14 protein-coding genes are annotated in these 16,992 nt (G+C 40.3%); 6 read left to right on the top strand and 8 right to left on the bottom strand.

The features are described from left to right. Nucleotides 1–179: 179 nt before the first annotated feature. Entirely contained in the window at nt 180–875 is a 696-nt protein-coding gene (locus FNZ24_RS01440) for a hypothetical protein (protein ID WP_153912650.1), read from the top strand. 193 nt (nt 876–1,068) lie between these two features. Here the strand turns inward: FNZ24_RS01440 and FNZ24_RS01435 are convergent, their stop codons facing one another. The 7 genes from FNZ24_RS01435 to FNZ24_RS01405 all read right to left on the bottom strand — a co-directional run bounded on the left by FNZ24_RS01435 (nt 1,069) and on the right by FNZ24_RS01405 (nt 9,651). After that, on the bottom strand, nt 1,069–2,688 hold the full coding sequence (locus tag FNZ24_RS01435; RefSeq protein WP_153912649.1) for a methyl-accepting chemotaxis protein: 1,620 nt from the start codon (nt 2,686–2,688) through the stop codon (nt 1,069–1,071). A 189-nt stretch (nt 2,689–2,877) separates the two neighbouring features. Further along, nucleotides 2,878–3,993 (bottom strand): GGDEF domain-containing protein, encoded by a 1,116-nt coding sequence (locus FNZ24_RS01430; protein WP_153912648.1) that lies wholly within the window; start codon nt 3,991–3,993, stop codon nt 2,878–2,880. A 265-nt stretch (nt 3,994–4,258) separates the two neighbouring features. Further along, nucleotides 4,259–5,824: an alkyl hydroperoxide reductase subunit F gene (gene ahpF / locus FNZ24_RS01425; RefSeq protein ID WP_153912647.1), complete on the bottom strand. Its 1,566-nt coding sequence runs from the start codon at nt 5,822–5,824 to the stop codon at nt 4,259–4,261. 189 nt (nt 5,825–6,013) lie between these two features. Continuing rightward, nucleotides 6,014–6,583 carry an alkyl hydroperoxide reductase subunit C gene (gene ahpC, locus FNZ24_RS01420; protein WP_153912646.1) on the bottom strand — a complete coding sequence of 190 codons (570 nt, stop codon included), beginning with the start codon at nt 6,581–6,583 and terminating at the stop codon, nt 6,014–6,016. 282 nt (nt 6,584–6,865) lie between these two features. After that, the gene (locus FNZ24_RS01415) at nt 6,866–7,609 is read right to left on the bottom strand and encodes a spermidine synthase (protein ID WP_153912645.1); all 744 of its coding nucleotides are present in this window, start codon (nt 7,607–7,609) and stop codon (nt 6,866–6,868) included. Nucleotides 7,610–7,830: 221 nt separating this feature from the next. Beyond that, nucleotides 7,831–8,568, bottom strand: a complete 738-nt coding sequence (locus FNZ24_RS01410) for a dienelactone hydrolase family protein (RefSeq protein ID WP_153912644.1) — start codon at nt 8,566–8,568, stop codon at nt 7,831–7,833. A gap of 93 nt (nt 8,569–8,661) precedes the next feature. Beyond that, on the bottom strand, nt 8,662–9,651 hold the full coding sequence (locus tag FNZ24_RS01405) for a 2-hydroxyacid dehydrogenase (RefSeq protein WP_153912643.1): 990 nt from the start codon (nt 9,649–9,651) through the stop codon (nt 8,662–8,664). A gap of 215 nt (nt 9,652–9,866) precedes the next feature. Between FNZ24_RS01405 and FNZ24_RS01400 the strand changes: the two genes are divergently transcribed. The 5 genes from FNZ24_RS01400 to FNZ24_RS01380 all read left to right on the top strand — a co-directional run bounded on the left by FNZ24_RS01400 (nt 9,867) and on the right by FNZ24_RS01380 (nt 16,334). Beyond that, nucleotides 9,867–10,286: a hypothetical protein gene (locus tag FNZ24_RS01400; protein ID WP_153912642.1), complete on the top strand. Its 420-nt coding sequence runs from the start codon at nt 9,867–9,869 to the stop codon at nt 10,284–10,286. A gap of 36 nt (nt 10,287–10,322) precedes the next feature. After that, nucleotides 10,323–10,613: a hypothetical protein gene (locus FNZ24_RS01395; RefSeq protein WP_153912641.1), complete on the top strand. Its 291-nt coding sequence runs from the start codon at nt 10,323–10,325 to the stop codon at nt 10,611–10,613. Between the two features lie 267 nt (nt 10,614–10,880). After that, nucleotides 10,881–11,558, top strand: coding sequence for a bifunctional tRNA pseudouridine(32) synthase/23S rRNA pseudouridine(746) synthase RluA (rluA, locus tag FNZ24_RS01390; RefSeq protein ID WP_153912640.1), 678 nt, complete (start codon nt 10,881–10,883; stop codon nt 11,556–11,558). A 188-nt stretch (nt 11,559–11,746) separates the two neighbouring features. Next, on the top strand, nt 11,747–12,208 hold the full coding sequence (gene asnC, locus FNZ24_RS01385; RefSeq protein ID WP_055022683.1) for a transcriptional regulator AsnC: 462 nt from the start codon (nt 11,747–11,749) through the stop codon (nt 12,206–12,208). A 256-nt stretch (nt 12,209–12,464) separates the two neighbouring features. Further along, the gene (locus tag FNZ24_RS01380) at nt 12,465–16,334 is read left to right on the top strand and encodes a S8 family serine peptidase (protein WP_153912639.1); all 3,870 of its coding nucleotides are present in this window, start codon (nt 12,465–12,467) and stop codon (nt 16,332–16,334) included. 101 nt (nt 16,335–16,435) lie between these two features. On the opposite strand, the gene FNZ24_RS01375 is transcribed toward FNZ24_RS01380, so the two are convergent. Then, nucleotides 16,436–16,992, bottom strand: a 557-nt coding sequence (locus tag FNZ24_RS01375; RefSeq protein WP_324187462.1) for an anaerobic C4-dicarboxylate transporter family protein, incomplete at its 5' end; no start/stop codon positions are given.

The raw sequence follows: 16,992 nt of genomic DNA, 5'->3' as shown, positions 1-16,992 counted from the left end.
AATGTTTGAGATAATACGCTAACACGGCGAGAAATAGCGCCTAACAAAGCAGCAAACAGTGATGTTTCATTCGTTTATTCCTAATGGAATAACTGATATTCCAAATAACACAGTTAGTTTTGCTAGACTGCGGCAAATTTTCCTCAGTACCCCCTTCACCAATAGGTTTCCCTTTTCGTATGGCAAAATCTCATTTACTCACATCAGTTTCAATTTTGTGTACGTTACCTGCTTCTTTGCTCGTTATCGCTGACGAAAAGCACCATGAAGATCCGACTAAAATTGTCACTAAAGCGGGAGTTGGCTATAACGAGCAATTTACCTTTTCAGGATCTATTGGCCTTGATAGCACGCGGATGGTGAACACACGCATCAATGATGATGGCAGCGAATGGCGTATTGGCGGTTCTTGGCTATTTGATTTTGGTATTGTGAATTTTAACTTTAATCGCAATGAATACGACAATGATGCAAGCTCAAACGGTTATAGTGTGGGTACATTTATTCCGTTGAGTTATTTCGGTTTTACCCCTGGCGGTTGGCAAATATTTCCTATGGCTGGGTACAACTATACCGATGGCGACATTGCCGAAGAAAACGTCATCGATGATAATGGCTTTATTTTAGTCCCTAAAACCAGCCATGGCGCATATCTTGGCGCTTTTGCAATGAAGCCTCTAGGAGACAGTTGGACCCTAATGGCATTTGGCGGAGGCGCTGCTGGCAGTGACAGTTATTCAAGCTACTGGGCTGGCGGTGGTGCCAGCTATAAAATCAATCAGCAGCAATCATTCAACTTCTATGGCTTTATCTCTGAAAGTGATTATGGAAAAACAAATAAAGTCGGGTTTTCTTATACTTATCAGTTTGAGTAAATACCTCTTGAGATTTTGCAGACTATTATCTCAATACCTATGATCCAAAAAGCCACCTGACGGTGGCTTTTTAGTGACTGTTTTTAGAGACTTATTTTTAGTAAAAAAATTTTTTATTAATTAATTTTTAGTAACTAATTTTTTAGTCACTAATATTTAATAACTGTGAATTTATCCTACAGCTTATATTTCGTTAGAGCTTAAACTGAGATGTTGCACTTTGCAGCTCATCAGAGAAACCTAATAAGCCTTCTGATACATCTTGAACCTCTGCCAAAATATCTAAGGTTTGAACAAAAGACGCATTCATTTCAACCACGTTATGACTCACTTGCGCCGCAACCGCTGATTGCTGTTCTGTCGCTGCGGCAATATGGGTATTCATGGTGTTAATACTGACAATTTGTTCTTGAATTGATTTGAGTACATCACCAGTTTCACGGGCATGTTTCTCGTTATCTGATGCTTTGCCGATAGCCACATCCATAGTGCTAACCGATGACTCTGCAGCCACTTTTAAACGGGACAGTACTTCACGAATTTCTTTAGTCGCATCGGCTGTTTTTGAAGCAAGTGCCCGCACTTCATCTGCAACAACAGCAAAACCACGTCCCTGCTCACCCGCACGAGCAGCTTCAATTGCGGCATTTAACGCCAGTAAATTTGTTTGTTCAGCAATCGAGGTAATCACATTCAAAATAGAATTAACGCTTTCAGTATCTTTAGCTAATTCATTTATCGAATCTGAAGCCACTTCAATTTCAGCATTAAGCTCTTGAGAAATATTAATCGTACTGGCCACAACGGCTAAACCGTTCGTTGCTTCTTGCTCTGCACTATCAGCAGCCTCAGCAGCTTGCTGCGCACTTTGCGAAATTTCGTTAACAGACAAGCCCATTTCTTCCATTGAATGCTGCACAGCTTTAGCATCCAAGCTCTGCTTCTCAGTCGCTTGCGTGGCTGTTCCCATACGTTCTTTTAAAGATTCAGCACTTTGTAATAACGGGGCTGTCACACTCACTACTTGCTGAATTGAATCCGCTAATAAACGTAAAAAACGATTAAAATTTGACGATACTTGACCCAGCTCATCACGGCCTGTGACATCGAGTTGATGACGCAAATCACCTTTACCGTCAGCCAGTTCACCCAATGAGTTAGCAAGGTTACCGGCAGAGCCACTTAATGATTTAGCAATAGAAATAGTCGCAACTGCCATGAGTAACAACAACACTAATCCAATTGATAGTGTCAGTACCAAACTGCTTTCAGAGCGGCTTACAGACTCTTGAATGGTATTATTAAATTCAGCGACTTTGTCAGTTTGGTAACGTTGAACGCCGATCATTAACTTGTCGTAGACTTGGGTTTTACTTGCGATAATCTCGCCAATCTTGCTCATATCAAGACTGTTATCAATCATACCCTTAGCAAGATCGAAGGTAATATCGTTGTATTGATTTAGTTCACGATTAAGCGTTGATAGATTAGCTGATTGCTCACTATCAAGGCCCGATAAACTATTGATATTTTTCTTTAATGAATCGTAGGTTTTAACGGCATTATCAATCAAGTCTTCATCTGCAAATGACACAGCTTGTGTGTAAAGTTCATCAAGGCGCTGCACATAAATAACGTTCTGATTTGCAAGTTCAACCCGCTGCGCAACCTTATCTTGCATGAAGGTCATGGTGTCGTTATTTTTATTAATAGACACTATGCTAATGGTGAGGTTAACGGCAAAAATGATGACAGATAAAACGAAAATCAGCCCGATTTTCTTAAATATAGACATGTTGCTAAACCAATTCATTGATTGCCCCCAAAGCACTTGAAAAAGATAAATGAAACTTTAAAACACGTATATTTATAAACCGCAGGCACTTATTATGAATTTATATAATGTTATCTGTGCTGTTTTCACGGCGAAACGCGTAAATCCTTTTATGCGGGCATGAAGCTAAATACGTTACAATTTGTATATCGACTGTAAATGGAATAACTATAGTGCATAGGCAATATTATTTCGGCTATTGGCTTTAACCTCATACAACTTATCGTCAGCTTGTTTAACCAATTGCTCGACTGTCATCCCTGACTTCCACTGCGCCACACCTTGAGATACAGTGACAAATTCACTTACTAATGAATCAGGATGCTTTAAGGCTAATTGGTTTAATTGTATTTTGATATTGTTAGCCACATCCACCGCACCGGAAAGGTCAGTTTCGGGCAATAACACAATAAATTCTTCACCTCCGTAGCGAGCGCACACATCTCTCGGCCTTTTTATCTGTTTGGTTAATAACTTAGCCAGTTCAATTAAACACTCGTCGCCTCGTTGATGACCTAGGTAGTCGTTGAGTTTTTTAAAGTAATCGATGTCCATTAAAATAATCGACAGAGGCAAGCCTGTTCGCTCTGAGTGCTGAATTTCTTTATTAAGCATCGAGTCAAAGTGGCGTCTATTACTTAATTTGGTCAAACCATCGGTTAAGGCCAAATGATTTAATTCATTCACTAATCGCTGGTTTTCAACATCTTTAAACACTGCTTTTCTGAACCACTTTTCTACTACTTGCTGACCTGAAACAATCACAGCAAAAAAGCTCAGCATCTTAATTACTGGAATAAATAAGTCGATAGAAAAGAAAAATACTCTCGCAATAACTAGATATGTACCAATAATGACAACAGGGATGACCAATAACCCTCGTGACGGGAATAACGCCACCACAAAAGAAAGCAGAATCAAATGAATCAAAGACTCAACGGTTGTTTGAGCTGACAGAGCTTGAAATAAAAATAAGTTGCACACGACCACCCAACAAAGAACCAAAGCGAAAATGAATCGATAAAATCTTTTGTAATTATTTACTTGAAGGTTTTCTGGCAATGTAAAGTTATGAATAACACCGAACAGTGAAATCAACGTAATTGGAATGAGACTGAGCGAAGTGAAAACGATGTCTTTATCTGGATTATTGATGACAATGGAGACGAAAATCACTATAGCTAATATGAAGGATAAAACACTAAGCCACCGACAACTTTTTGCTAAGTATTGTTGCGTCTCTATGTGCAACTGAAATTCAAAAGTCGGTGTCTTGGTTTGCATTTATCTGATTAGTATTTGAGTTATTATCGTTTGATTATAGCTATTTTTTAATCACTTGCGATATTAACTGCAAGATTAAGCAGTGATTTTTAATTGTGTGTTTTTATCAGCCCCAAAACCACAACTCCTTACAGTATTTTATCAGTCTGATTAACTCACAGGCATAAAAAAAGCTAACCTAAGTTAGCTTTTTAATCTCAAAAATTTTGCTTCAGTTTAAACACAAGAAGCAGCTGTAGTTAAACAATTTAGTTATGCAATTTAGTTAAGCAGCTTTAGTCTGCTCATCTTCACTATGACGAATTAAGTAATCAAACGCACCTAGTGAAGCAGTGGCACCACTACCCATTGCAATAATGATTTGCTTATAAGCTGAGTTTGTCACATCACCTGCAGCAAACACACCTGGGATAGATGTTTGGCCCTTGCCATCGACAATGATTTCGCCGCGATTGGTGAGTTCAACAGTATCTGTTAACCATTCAGTGTTTGGCACTAAACCAATTTGAACAAAGATACCTGCAAGCTCAACATCATGAGATTCGTTTGTACTACGGTCAGTATATTTAAGACCCGTTACACGTTTGCCATCACCAACAACTTCAGTGGTCATTGCTTGAGTAATAATGTCGATATTACCCATTGATTGCGCTTTACGTTGCAATACTTCATCTGCACGCAATGTGGTATCAAACTCAAGTACAGTAACGTGTTCAACGATATTGGCTAAATCAATTGCAGCTTCAATACCTGAATTACCGCCGCCAATCACCGCAACACGCTTTCCTTTAAATAGTGGACCGTCACAATGTGGACAATACGCAACACCGCTACCGCGATACTCTTGTTCACCTGGTACGTTCATTTCACGCCAGCGTGCACCTGTAGCCAACAATACTGTTTTACTTGATAACTTAGCGCCGCTTTCTAGCTCTAGTTCAAATAAACCGCCATCTTTTAATGACAAGGCACGTTGGTTATCCATGATATCGACGTCGTAATCTTTAACGTGTGCTTCTAAATTGGCAACCAACTTAGGGCCTTCAGTTTTAGATACTGAAATAAAGTTTTCGATTCCAACAGTTTCTGCCACTTGGCCACCAAATTTATCAGCGACAATACCAGTGCGAAGTCCTTTACGTGCTGCGTAAATCGCAGCTGAAGCGCCAGCAGGACCACCGCCGACCACTAAAACATCAAACGCTTCTTTACTGTTAATCTGCTCGGCTTTTCTTGCTACAGCATTAACATCAAGCTTGTTCAATATTTCTACTACGCTAATGGCGCCCACCGAGAATGGCTCGCCATTCATATAGACAGAAGGTACAGACATGATGTTGCGATCGTTTACCTCGTCTTGGAATAAGGCACCGTCAATCATCACATTAGTAATATTAGGATTAATTGCTGCCATCATATTTAATGCCTGAACCACTTCAGGACATGTTTGACAACTCAGCGAAACATAAGTTTCGAAATGAAATTCACCTGGTAATGATTTGATTTGTTCAATCACTTCATCAGCCAATTTAATGGGATGACCACCAGAGTGAAGTAATGCGAGCACTAGTGAAGTAAATTCATGCCCCATTGGTAAACCTGCAAACGTAATGTTTGAACCATTTTGCGGGTTTAGAATACTCATCGACGGCGTTCTAACCGACGTTTGCTGCTTAAGACTGACTAGCGTTGATAACTCTTCAACATCTTTTGCAAGCGATAATAATTCTTGAGATTTGGCACTTTCATCTGCTGACACGACAAGTTCAACTGGGCGCTTGAGGTTTTGCAGATAGGTGTTCAGTTGATTTTTAATATTCGTATCTAACATAGGTGTGCTCCTAGAAAATAAATGATTGAGCAAAAAAATATCAACCTTAGAGAGTTAAACTCGGTGATGAATCGAGTAAAACCAGAGGGAGGTCTAAGGTTGATTGGAGATGATTTGAAACAGTATTGGTGAATCTATTGAATATGGCTCACTCACGATGATGAGATGAATGAGCCATTAATCTTTTTGTTAGATTTTACCAACTAAATCAATTGATGGAGCTAGAGTTTCTTCACCTGGCTGCCATGCTGCTGGACATACTTCGCCATCATGAGATGCAACGTACTGTGCTGCTTGAATTTTACGTACTAGCTCAGATGCGCTACGACCAATACCTAGGTCATGAATTTCAGCAACTTTAACTTCACCTTCTGGGTTCATTACGAATGTACCGCGAAGTGCTAGACCGTCTTCCTCAATCATCACACCGAAGTTACGAGTGATTGCGCCAGTTGGGTCACCAATCATTGGGTAGTTAATTTTACCGATAGTGTCTGAGCTTGCATGCCATGCTTTGTGAGTGAAGTGAGTGTCAGTTGATACTGAGTAAACTTCAACGCCCATTTCTTGAAGCTTAGCGTAATGGTCAGCCATGTCGCCTAATTCAGTTGGACAAACAAATGTGAAATCAGCTGGGTAAAAGAATACCACTGACCATTTACCTAAAAGGTCTTGCTCAGTCACAGGTACAAATTCGCCATTGTGAAATGCAGTAGCTGAGAATGGCTTGATTGTAGAGTTGATAATTGATTGAGTCATTGTGTTACTCCGATATATTTAATTAAGTGTTTAGCTGTATCCGTTTGATGGAATAGATAATAGCGATAACTTAGAATTAAATATAACGGGTAAAAACTATCACCCTAATCGGTTTTTTAGAAAGTTGATTCTGAATATTGAAATACTATCGAACTTTCCGATAACACATAGTTTGTTTTGGGCATCAGCAATAGGGAACAAAAAGAACTTGCTCAAGCGCTACAACTTAAAACTGACAGATACTCAGTCTTAAAAGCTGTTATCGCAGGAACCTCATGGTCGTTATTCCCATTGAGTGAATCGAGTTAAAGAGCGTGAAACTGAATAATCTAATTGCTGAGATAACTGCTGTAACTGCTGCTTATTGGTCGCAGCGCTAAATGATTGTGGCTGCTTACTGGCATAAATCACCCAATTGCCGCCTCCTGTAAGTGTTGCGTATACATTAGCAAAGTGCTGAGACAGCGTTTGCTTTAGTAGCTCGCTTTTACTGTGCTCCTTCCAACAATTAAGCACTAAAAAACCATCGGCTTTTAATCCTTTGTGGCAGTTCTCAATAAACTCAGTGGTCAGCTGTTTTTCGTCAACGCCTTGCTCTATGTACATATCCGCAAAAATAACATCCACTCTTTTGTGCTCAGCTTTGGCAAGAAAATCACCACCATCTTGATGCACAATATTGAGTTTTTTCCCTATCGGCAGTTGAAAGTAACGTTTAGATATTTCAATAACATCTTTTCGCAGTTCAACTGCAGTCAACTTAATTGCAGCATCATAACGGCGTAACGCGTGTACTAAGCCTCCGCCGCCTAGACCTAAAATTATCGCACTTTTAGGTTTAGAAAATAACAACACCGCCAGCATTGCTTGAATATAGGTATGCTGAGGAACATGAGGCTGAGCTTTGAGGATTTTACTTTGCTCGTCATTATCACCAAAGGATAGGATCCTAAAATCATTATCTTCCAATACGAAAATAGGACCAATATCGTCACTGACATGGTGTAACTGCTGATAATCTGACATTTGCTTAGCTCTGCTTATTCATCTTGGTCGAACGCAATCATAGATAGATGAATGAAATTTGGCTGGCTAGTTTACAGGATAATGAATAACTCACACTAGTAAGCTGCAAAACTTGCTACTTTAAACAAAAAATCGCCCAAACAGGCTAATCAAGATGCCAGTTTGAGCGAATCTATGTTTTACAGCTAAATTTTAGGCGCCCTCAGGCACTCACATCAACTTTATCTCAATAATCGCTGGAAGAAGGCCACGGCTTGCAAATACATTTGAAGTGCCAGAGCGGCATCATAACGTTCGCCTTCATCACGCATAAAAGCGTGTTGAGCATTGACTTCTTGCCAACTAAAATTAGCTTGAACTGACTCTAGTTTCTGGTAAATCAATTTACGCCCTTCACTTGAGACATGAGGATCTTGTTTGCCAAATATCATCACCAATTCACCAGCGATATCACCTGTGCGGGTCAATGAGTCATTGCCTTTTTCGCAAGGTAAAGTATTTGAATGAATATCCGTTGGGTATAAACAAAATGCGCCGCTGATATCTGGATTCAGTGCAGCACGATAAGCTAAATGACCGCCTATACATACCCCCATCACACCAATTTGACTGGTGCAATACTCTTGACTGCGGGCAAACTCAACCATAGCTTCTGTATCACTATCATGATGTTCTAACGGCTTGGCAAACTTATCTGCATTACCTTTATCTTTACCTACATCGCCATACTCAAGCACTGTCCCGATAGGGTTTAATTCGTGGAACACTTCAGGCACTAACACGACGAATCCATGGCCAGCTAAAATGGCTGCACTTCTTGCAATGGGCGCAGTTTGTTGAAAGATTTCGGAGTAAAAAATAATACTCGCAAACTGACCTGGTACATCAGGACGATAAACGTACGTGCGCATCACGCCAGTAGCTGTGGTGATATCGTGCACTTCCTTGGTAATGATCATAATCCCTCTTTATTGTTAGTAGGCAAAGCTTAAATCAAAACGGTTGCTGATAAATAAACTACTCTGAGATCTTCTCAAACAGCTGTTTGGTGACTAATTTAACTCATTATCTGAGTGATGGCTGGTAATTAGGTCGGTAATATTTTTTAGGGTGGTGTGAGCGATAGCATTTAATGCTTCATCGGTTAAGAAAGCTTGGTGACCAGTAAAAATAACATTGTGACTTGCCGACAAAATTCTGAACACATCATCCCTGATAATCTCATTTGATTTATCTTGGAAAAAGAGCTCTTTTTCATTCTCATACACATCTAAACCTAATGAGCCCAACTGACCAACCTTTAACGCCTCCATCGCATCAATGGCATTGAGCAATCCGCCACGACTGGTGTTGATCACCATGACTCCAGGTTTCATTTTGTTGAAGCTTTGGGAGCAAAGAAGGTGATGATTATCTGGTGTTAACGGACAGTGAAGACTGATGATGTCACATTGTGGATATAAAGTATCTAAGTCGACATATTCAACCCCTAACGCCTTTACAACAGGGCTTGGATACGGATCGTATGCAACAACTTTACAGCCAAAACCAAGCAAGATTTTGATAGTGGCGATACCAATTTTCCCGGTACCAATGACGCCAACAGTTTTACCATGCATGTTAAAACCCACTAAGCCGGATAATGCAAAGTTTGCATCACGGGTACGTTGATAGGCCTTATGAATTTTTCGATTCAAGGTCAGCATGATCGCAATAGTATGCTCTGCAACGGATTCAGGTGAATAAGCAGGGACATTGACGACAGTAATGCCTAAACGTTTAGCGGCATCTAAATCAACGTTATTAAAGCCTGCACAACGCATTGCGATAATTTTAGTGCCGCCTTTTGCAAGCTCGACTAATACTTCTTCACACAGAGAGTCATTAACAAATGCACACACAACTTCAAAGCCATCCGCCAACTTGACATTTTGCATGCAAAGTCGATAGTCAAAATATTCAATTGAGGCTCCAAAGTCTTTGTTCATTGCATCAAAATGTTGAATGTCATAATTTTTTGCGCTGAAGAATCCGATTTTCATTTAATGTCCTTAATCAACAAAGCTTATTTACTAGCCTTGATACTTCAAATAACGAACCGCAATGCTGTCTGTCTAAAATACGTTAATTTCCAGTTAAGCTGCGATTTCTAATGCCACTAGCATATCAATAATTTATATTTTGCTATAGATCGCTATTCATTCAAGATGAATTTGCTAAGCTGACACATTATTAACATTTCAATTATGTGTAATTCATGTCTAAAAAGCAGCATCAAGAAGTATCTGAGTTTCAATTCTGGTTACAAAGATTAGGAAAAACCAGTCTGCGCGCATTGCATATAGTCGGCATAGTTGGTGCTGGCGGAGGCTTATTACTTGGAATAGAGCAAAGCTTATGGATCAATTATTGGATCCTAGCCATGACCAGCGGCGTAGCTTTATTTGCGTGGGAAGTAATAAGAGACTGGCGTTGGTTAATTCAACTTAAAGGTGTATTGACCATACTTAAGGTGCTATTGCTGGGCTTATTTATCCCTATGGCCGATTGGAAGCCAGAGATTACAATTTTTATTGTGTTGTTATCGGTAGTCGTGTCGCATGGTCCAGCCGGATTACGCCATTATTCTATAGTCCATAGAAAAGTAATACATGGCAAAAAGGAAATTAAAGGTTAATCTAGTATTATCTTTTGTTATTTTTAAGGTAATAGGATGTTTCCTTATCCAGAGCAATACCGATTAGCTGCTCCACCATTAACGACCAGTTTTATGGTTTTTTGGGCACTGTTTAGCCATAGTATTTTTGCTGATGCCAGCCCGTTTGCGCTATACCCATTACTGTCACTATTTCCGTTAGTGCTTATTGGCCATGTGTATCTGATTTGGAATGCACAAGGTATGTCACGCCTTGACCAAGGCTTTTATGCCTTAGTGCATGTGCCCTTAGCCTTTGTTGTTTGGACCTTTACCATTATGCACGTTAACGGCACAGCATTTTCTTAATCTTAAAATACATTTCAGGCTCTGTGTCTTTTACGGTTGTAACTTTAAAGCTAAGCGGCTCTAAAATTTGGTTAATTTGAACCTTAGTGACTTAAACCTTAGGACTTAAACCTCAGTAAATTTGAATCTTGGTGACATGCCTTGTGTGATTAAGAACATCTAACATGAATAGCTAATAGCTCAGTGTAAGCACGACAGGAGATAGTTTGCTTGCACTTAAGTAACCTGAAAGGTATCTTTGCCGCGCAATTACGTAAAAGGCAGACCATGGCAGATTTTATCTATACTCCTCCAACCGATCCTTGGCTTGATATTATTCATGAAGATAAAGATATTATTGTTCTGAATAAGCCATCAGGCCTATTGTCGATCCCTGGTCGTGAAGCACAATACCATGACAGCATTTATAGCCGTGTACTAGAGAAATACCCTAATGCTCAAATCGTACATAGATTGGATATGGCCACATCTGGCGTTATTGTGGTCGCTTTACGTCGTAATGCAGAGCGAGAATTAAAGCGCCAATTTAGAGATCGCGAAACAGCTAAGACTTACTACGCTAGAGTGGCAGGCCATGTCAGCCCGTCAATTAAACAAGTTGATTACCCACTGATTTGCGATTGGCCTAATCGCCCAAAACAAAAAGTGGACCATAAGCTTGGCAAGCCTTCTTTAACTCACGTAGAAGTGGTCAGTTACGCCAAGCAATCGACTCTAGTAAAACTAACCCCTATCACAGGTCGCTCACATCAACTGCGGATCCATATGATGGCCATAGGTCATGTCATTTTAGGTGATGGTTTTTATGCAGATCCGTTAGCTAAACGTTTATCAGAACGGTTATTACTTCATGCAGCTGAGCTCACAATACATCATCCATACAGCCAGAAAAAAATGACTTTTAATTCTGAAGTACCATTTATTGAGCCTATTGGCGTGCAATAAAACAGGTTCTACTCCTATGCAAACCCAACTCGAATGCGTAAAACTTAGAATACTTTAAGTTAGGGAATATTTTAACTTAGAGAATATTTTAAGTTAGATAAAAATTGTTCATGAGAACTTTTTGATAGCCATTCTTCATCATTCATCGTAAATTAATGCCTAATTATAATTTAATTAGGCATTTTACTATGGAAACTCCATTTCAAAGAGATCAACTAGACAATCAAATTCTTGAAGCATTAATGGAAGAAGCAAGAACGCCCTTTGCTGAATTAGCAAAACGTTTCGCGGTAAGTGCCGGTACTATTCATGTTCGTGTCGAAAAAATGAAGCAAGCAGGCATTATCACCGGTGCTCGCATTACAGTCGATCCTAAAGCTTTAGGCTATGACGTTTGCTGTTTCATTGGCATTAACTTAAAAAGTGCAGGAGATTATCCTGCAGCCATATCAAAGTTAAATGCCTTAGAGGAAGTTGTTGAGGCATATTATACAACAGGAAATTACAGCGTTTTTGTAAAGGTAATGTGCCAGTCTATCGATGGATTACAGCATGTTTTGATCAATCGCATTCAATCAATTGATGAAATTCAATCAACAGAAACCTTAATAAGCCTTCAAAACCCGATTGTTAGAGGGGTTAAGCCTTAGTACATTATGATATCCCTTATAACGTTCGTAAAAACCTTATACTCCCTAAGGGGTAGTATTAATTTACAATAGATTTAATAATTTGTAACAACTTTGATTACCTTTGTTAATTATTTGTGTTAAAAAGTCATTGAGTGCATCAAAGAATGCACCAAACGCATTAATGCAAAAAATATAATAAACAGCATTACCACCGACCTAGTCTCTACCCTACAAATGCTTGGACGTGGTAAATGCTTTAACCAAGGAAGAAGTTGTGAAGACTAAATTATCTTTAGCTATATCAGCAGCGTTACTCTCTAGCGCTAGCTTTGCAAACACCGAAATGACAGGCAGTAAGTACGACTTAGAAATACTGTCTATAGACCAACATAAGAAACCAGCGGTAAAACTGAACAGTATTACAACACCACAGCGATTTATCGTTGAGCTATCATCTCCAGCTGTTGCGGCGTATCAAGGTGGTACAGCCAACTTAGCAGCAACTGCCGTTTCATCTAAAAATACTAAATTAAACGTACAATCATCAGCTGTACAAAATTATGCTTCTTACCTTGCTACAGAGCAAAAAGCATTCTCGAATGCACTAAACAGTGTGTCAGCAAATAGCAAAGTCGAACGCCAATTTAAAACTTTATTTAACGGTGTCACCGTTGCAGGCCAGAACTTAACTGTTGAGCAGTTAATGGCAATTCCAGGCGTTAAATCTGTTTACCCTGAAACCATGTACAACATCAGTATGGATGCATCGCTTGAAGTGATTAACACTGATGCAATGTGGGAAACGGTCAGTGGAATGGAAAATGCGGGTAAAGGTATCCGTGTTGCTATTATTGATGGTGGTATTCGTCCAGAAAACCCAATGTTTGCCGATGAAGGCTTTGAAGCCCCAATGGGCGCCATGCCAACTGATGATTACTGTTCAACGACTGACGAAGCATTCTGTAATAATAAACTGATTGTTGCCCGCTGGTCACAGCCAACTTTTGAAGTGTGTGCTGATGAATATATGAGCCCATTAGGCTTTGGTGGTCATGGTACTCACGTTGCCGGCACAGCTGTAGGTAACCTCGTATCAACTCAATTTAATGACATCGATGTAGAATTATCAGGTGTAGCACCTGCTGCATACTTAATGTCATATAAAGCTTTATATTCAACTGCTGATTGTACTGGTGGTAGCGGCTCTAACATCATGTTAATGGAAGCATTAGAACATGCAGTTAATGATGGCGCAGATGTTATCAACAACTCATGGGGCGGCGGCGCAGGTGCAGATCCTGCAAGTAGCCCTTACAAAACTATGTTTGAAGCAGCTGAAGCTGCTGGTGTTATTGTCGTATCAGCTGCTGGTAACGATGGCAATGGTGCAAGCACTATTGGTTGTCCAGCCTGTATCGAATCAGGCATTGCTGTGGCTAACAGCACAACAGGCCGTTACTTTGCTAACAGCTTTAATGCTGGCGGAGAAGATCTATTAGCGATTCCAGGTTCTGATACTGTTATTGAGATGGATGTCACGGCCCCTGTTATTGCAGCTATAAATGTTGATGAAATGAACTTTGAAGGCTGTGAAGCTTTCCCTGTTGATAGCTTTAAAGGCAGCATTGCCCTTATTTCACGCGGTTTGTGTGCTTTCTCAACCAAAGCAGAAAATGCGATGAATGCAGGCGCTGAAGCATTAGTTGTTTACAACAGTAACCCTGGCGCGCCAATCACTATGTCTATGCCTGGTGTGACTTTCCCATCTGTGATGATCTCTAACGATGATGGTGCTGCAATTATTGATGCAATGGGAGAAACAGCACCTACTGGTACAGTAGGCTCTGAAATTAAGCGCATCATGGTGCCAGCATTAGCTGATACTATTAATAGCTCTAGCTCTCGCGGTCCAAACGGTAATCAGAATATGCTGAAACCTGACTTGGCTGCACCAGGAACCAATATCTTGTCAGCGTACTCTCCAGATGATGGCGGCGAAGATTTCAACATGATTTCTGGTACCAGTATGGCAAGTCCACACGTTGCTGGTGCTGCAGCAATGATGCGTCAATTACATCCCGATTGGTCTGCAAATGACATCAAAACGGCTCTTACCTCGACTTCAACAGTTGATGGGATCTTAGATGATGATGCCACGACTGCAGCAACACCTTTTGCTATGGGTGCCGGTCGTATGGATTTAGATGCAGCAGCTAAAGCAGTGCTAACCTTCGATAAGCCTTCAATTGCAGCTGACTCATGTGTTGGTCCATGTACTTTCACTCGAACTGTTTATAACAAAAGTGAGGAAGATACTTCATGGTCATTAGCAGCAAGTTCTGACTCTGCAGGTATTATGGTTTCTCCTTCAACATTGGATATTCCAGCTGGTGGCTCAGCAACCTTTATGGTCACAGTCGATTCTACTTTTGCTGAATACGGCGAATGGATTTTCGGTAATGTCATGCTATCAAGTGCATCAGGCATGCAAGATGCGCATTTGCCGCTTGCTGTTCTTGCACAAGAATCTAGCGATGCTTCACTTATTTCTATTTCATCAGATGATAGTGATTTAACCACAGCTGATGATATGGAAATCTCTGCAGTATTAAACAACACCATGTTCGAAAATACGGTCACCTTCACAGCTAAGGTGCCTGAAGGAACCATGCTAACTTCAGAAGATGATGTGTCTGTCACCTTAACCAATGCTTCTCAAAATGGCTTTAGCGTCAATGAAGACACGGGTGTTATCACTTGGGTTGGTAGTCTTGAGCAATCTGAAATGTCTATTGGTGCTTCAACAGGCACTTACCCAAGTATTTTCGCACTAGATTTAGCTTATGTACCTCCTTGCGACGAAGGTTGTGATGAAAAGTCTTTCAGTTTTAATACACCTGCGTTCAAGTATAACGGTGTAACTTACAGCTCTATCACTATTTCTGACAACGGGATTGTACTAGTTGGCGGCGGTAATACTAGTGGCACATGGAACAACAAAGAGTTACCTGATAGCACAAACCCAAATAACATATTAGCGCCTTTCTGGTCAGATTATGATTTAAGTGATGGAACAGCAGGAGATACTGGAGGAGGTCAATTAGGCTTACAGTTTGTTTCAAGTGGAGATGATACCTTTATTGTTGTCGAGTGGGATAAAGCTCAACTTTGGAACGACACATCTGGAGATGCATACTCATTCAGTGTATGGATCAAAGCTGGCGACACTCAAGATGTATCATTTAATTATCTAGATATTCCTAACCTACCTTCGAATGTTTCAGTTGGTGCTGAGAATATCGGTGGCACTATTGGTACAACATACCATTACAATGGTGCAGGTTCTACAGTGACTACAGGTGATTACCTACAAGTTGTCTCTGCTGCTGCTGGCCAAGTTCAAATTGACTACAAAGCAACTGGTAGTGATTTTGACTTAGGTTATATGGACACTCCAACCACTGAAGAAGAGTCAGCTACAACCTTCAATGTACTAGAAAATGACACTATGCCAGATCAGAAAGTAGCTCGTGCTCAGGTTACTGGTGATGGCATGACTGCAAATGCTCAACGTATTATTAATACATCTGCATCTGGTGTGCTTGGAATGGCAATGATCATCGATGAGCCATCAAACGGTACAGTAACATTAACAGAGTCTGGTGAAGCGACTTATACACCTAACACTGATTTCTTTGGCATGGACAGCTTTACTTATTCTTCAACGGATGATGCTGGAACTGTGAGCACACCAACTGAAGTTAAAGTGACAGTAACCAATGTTAATGATGCACCTACAGTTTCGGCTAGCGGTATGAATAGTACTGAAGGTTTTGTCGTCACAGCTACAGCCAATGGCGCAGATGTAGATGGTGATTCATTAACTTATAATTGGGTTCAAACGAGTGGACAAGCAGTTAACTTCTCAAATGGGAATGCTTCAATAAGCTTTACCGCTCCAGCTGGTGATGATGTTTACATGTTTGATGTTACTGCTTCAGATGGCGAACTTGAAAGTGAAACAGCAACTGCAACAATTACAGTTAATGCTGTTGATGAAAAAGATGACAGCGGCTCTATGGGCTGGTTAACAACACTTCTTCTTCCTTTAGCGGCGTTCCGTCGTCGTAAGATGAAGTCTTAATCATTAGCTAAAACTTAATGTAAAAGCCCAGCGATTGCTGGGCTTTTTTATACCTGAACCATCAAAGATTATTCAGACAATTTCTCAACTCATAACATCACTTAATGATTAATCACTATGGTCGAGATGAAGTAACCTAGCACTGTCGCCGTTGTTACCCCAATAAACCCTGGAATAATGAAGCTATGGTTTAATACATATTTACCAATATTTGTCGTACCCGATCTATCAAAGCTTATCGCGGCTAAATCACTTGGATAAAACGGGAAGAAGAAGTAGGCATAACAAGCAGGTATAACACCAATAAGCACTGGTGCAGGGATACCTAAAGCAAACCCTAACGGGAACATAATCGTCAATACTGCAGCTTGGCTCTTTAAGAATACAGATGCCATAAACATCGCAATTGCAAATGACCAAGGATAAGCGCTAACTAAATCACTTAACGAACTAACAAGGTAACTCTTATGGTGGCCAATGATAGTGTCACTTAGCCATGCAATACCAAAAATAATCACCACAGCAGTCATGCCCGCAGTAAACACATTACTATTAACAATTTTTTGCGGCGACACTTTCGTCGCTAATAAGATGATCGCACCAACAGATAGCATCATAAACTGAATTGCCACAGACATGCTCACACCTTCAGGCAWCG

Origin of the sequence: Shewanella sp. TC10 (genome assembly GCF_009663145.1) — a bacterium.
Lineage (GTDB): Bacteria > Pseudomonadota > Gammaproteobacteria > Enterobacterales > Shewanellaceae > Shewanella.
This window is presented reverse-complemented; position numbering and strand designations above follow the sequence as displayed.

Bases quoted from the DNA above. Each gene is read 5' to 3' on its own strand.
- asnC (WP_055022683.1), top strand. From the start codon at position 11,747: ATGGAAACTCCATTTCAAAGAGATCAACTAGACAATCAAATTCTTGAA.
- ahpF (WP_153912647.1), bottom strand. From the start codon at position 5,824: ATGTTAGATACGAATATTAAAAATCAACTGAACACCTATCTGCAAAAC.
- ahpC (WP_153912646.1), bottom strand. From the start codon at position 6,583: ATGACTCAATCAATTATCAACTCTACAATCAAGCCATTCTCAGCTACT.
- FNZ24_RS01440 (WP_153912650.1), top strand. From the start codon at position 180: ATGGCAAAATCTCATTTACTCACATCAGTTTCAATTTTGTGTACGTTA.
- FNZ24_RS01400 (WP_153912642.1), top strand. From the start codon at position 9,867: ATGTCTAAAAAGCAGCATCAAGAAGTATCTGAGTTTCAATTCTGGTTA.
- FNZ24_RS01395 (WP_153912641.1), top strand. From the start codon at position 10,323: ATGTTTCCTTATCCAGAGCAATACCGATTAGCTGCTCCACCATTAACG.
- FNZ24_RS01415 (WP_153912645.1), bottom strand. From the start codon at position 7,609: ATGTCAGATTATCAGCAGTTACACCATGTCAGTGACGATATTGGTCCT.
- FNZ24_RS01410 (WP_153912644.1), bottom strand. From the start codon at position 8,568: ATGATCATTACCAAGGAAGTGCACGATATCACCACAGCTACTGGCGTG.
- FNZ24_RS01405 (WP_153912643.1), bottom strand. From the start codon at position 9,651: ATGAAAATCGGATTCTTCAGCGCAAAAAATTATGACATTCAACATTTT.
- rluA (WP_153912640.1), top strand. From the start codon at position 10,881: ATGGCAGATTTTATCTATACTCCTCCAACCGATCCTTGGCTTGATATT.
- FNZ24_RS01430 (WP_153912648.1), bottom strand. From the start codon at position 3,993: ATGCAAACCAAGACACCGACTTTTGAATTTCAGTTGCACATAGAGACG.
- FNZ24_RS01435 (WP_153912649.1), bottom strand. From the start codon at position 2,688: ATGAATTGGTTTAGCAACATGTCTATATTTAAGAAAATCGGGCTGATT.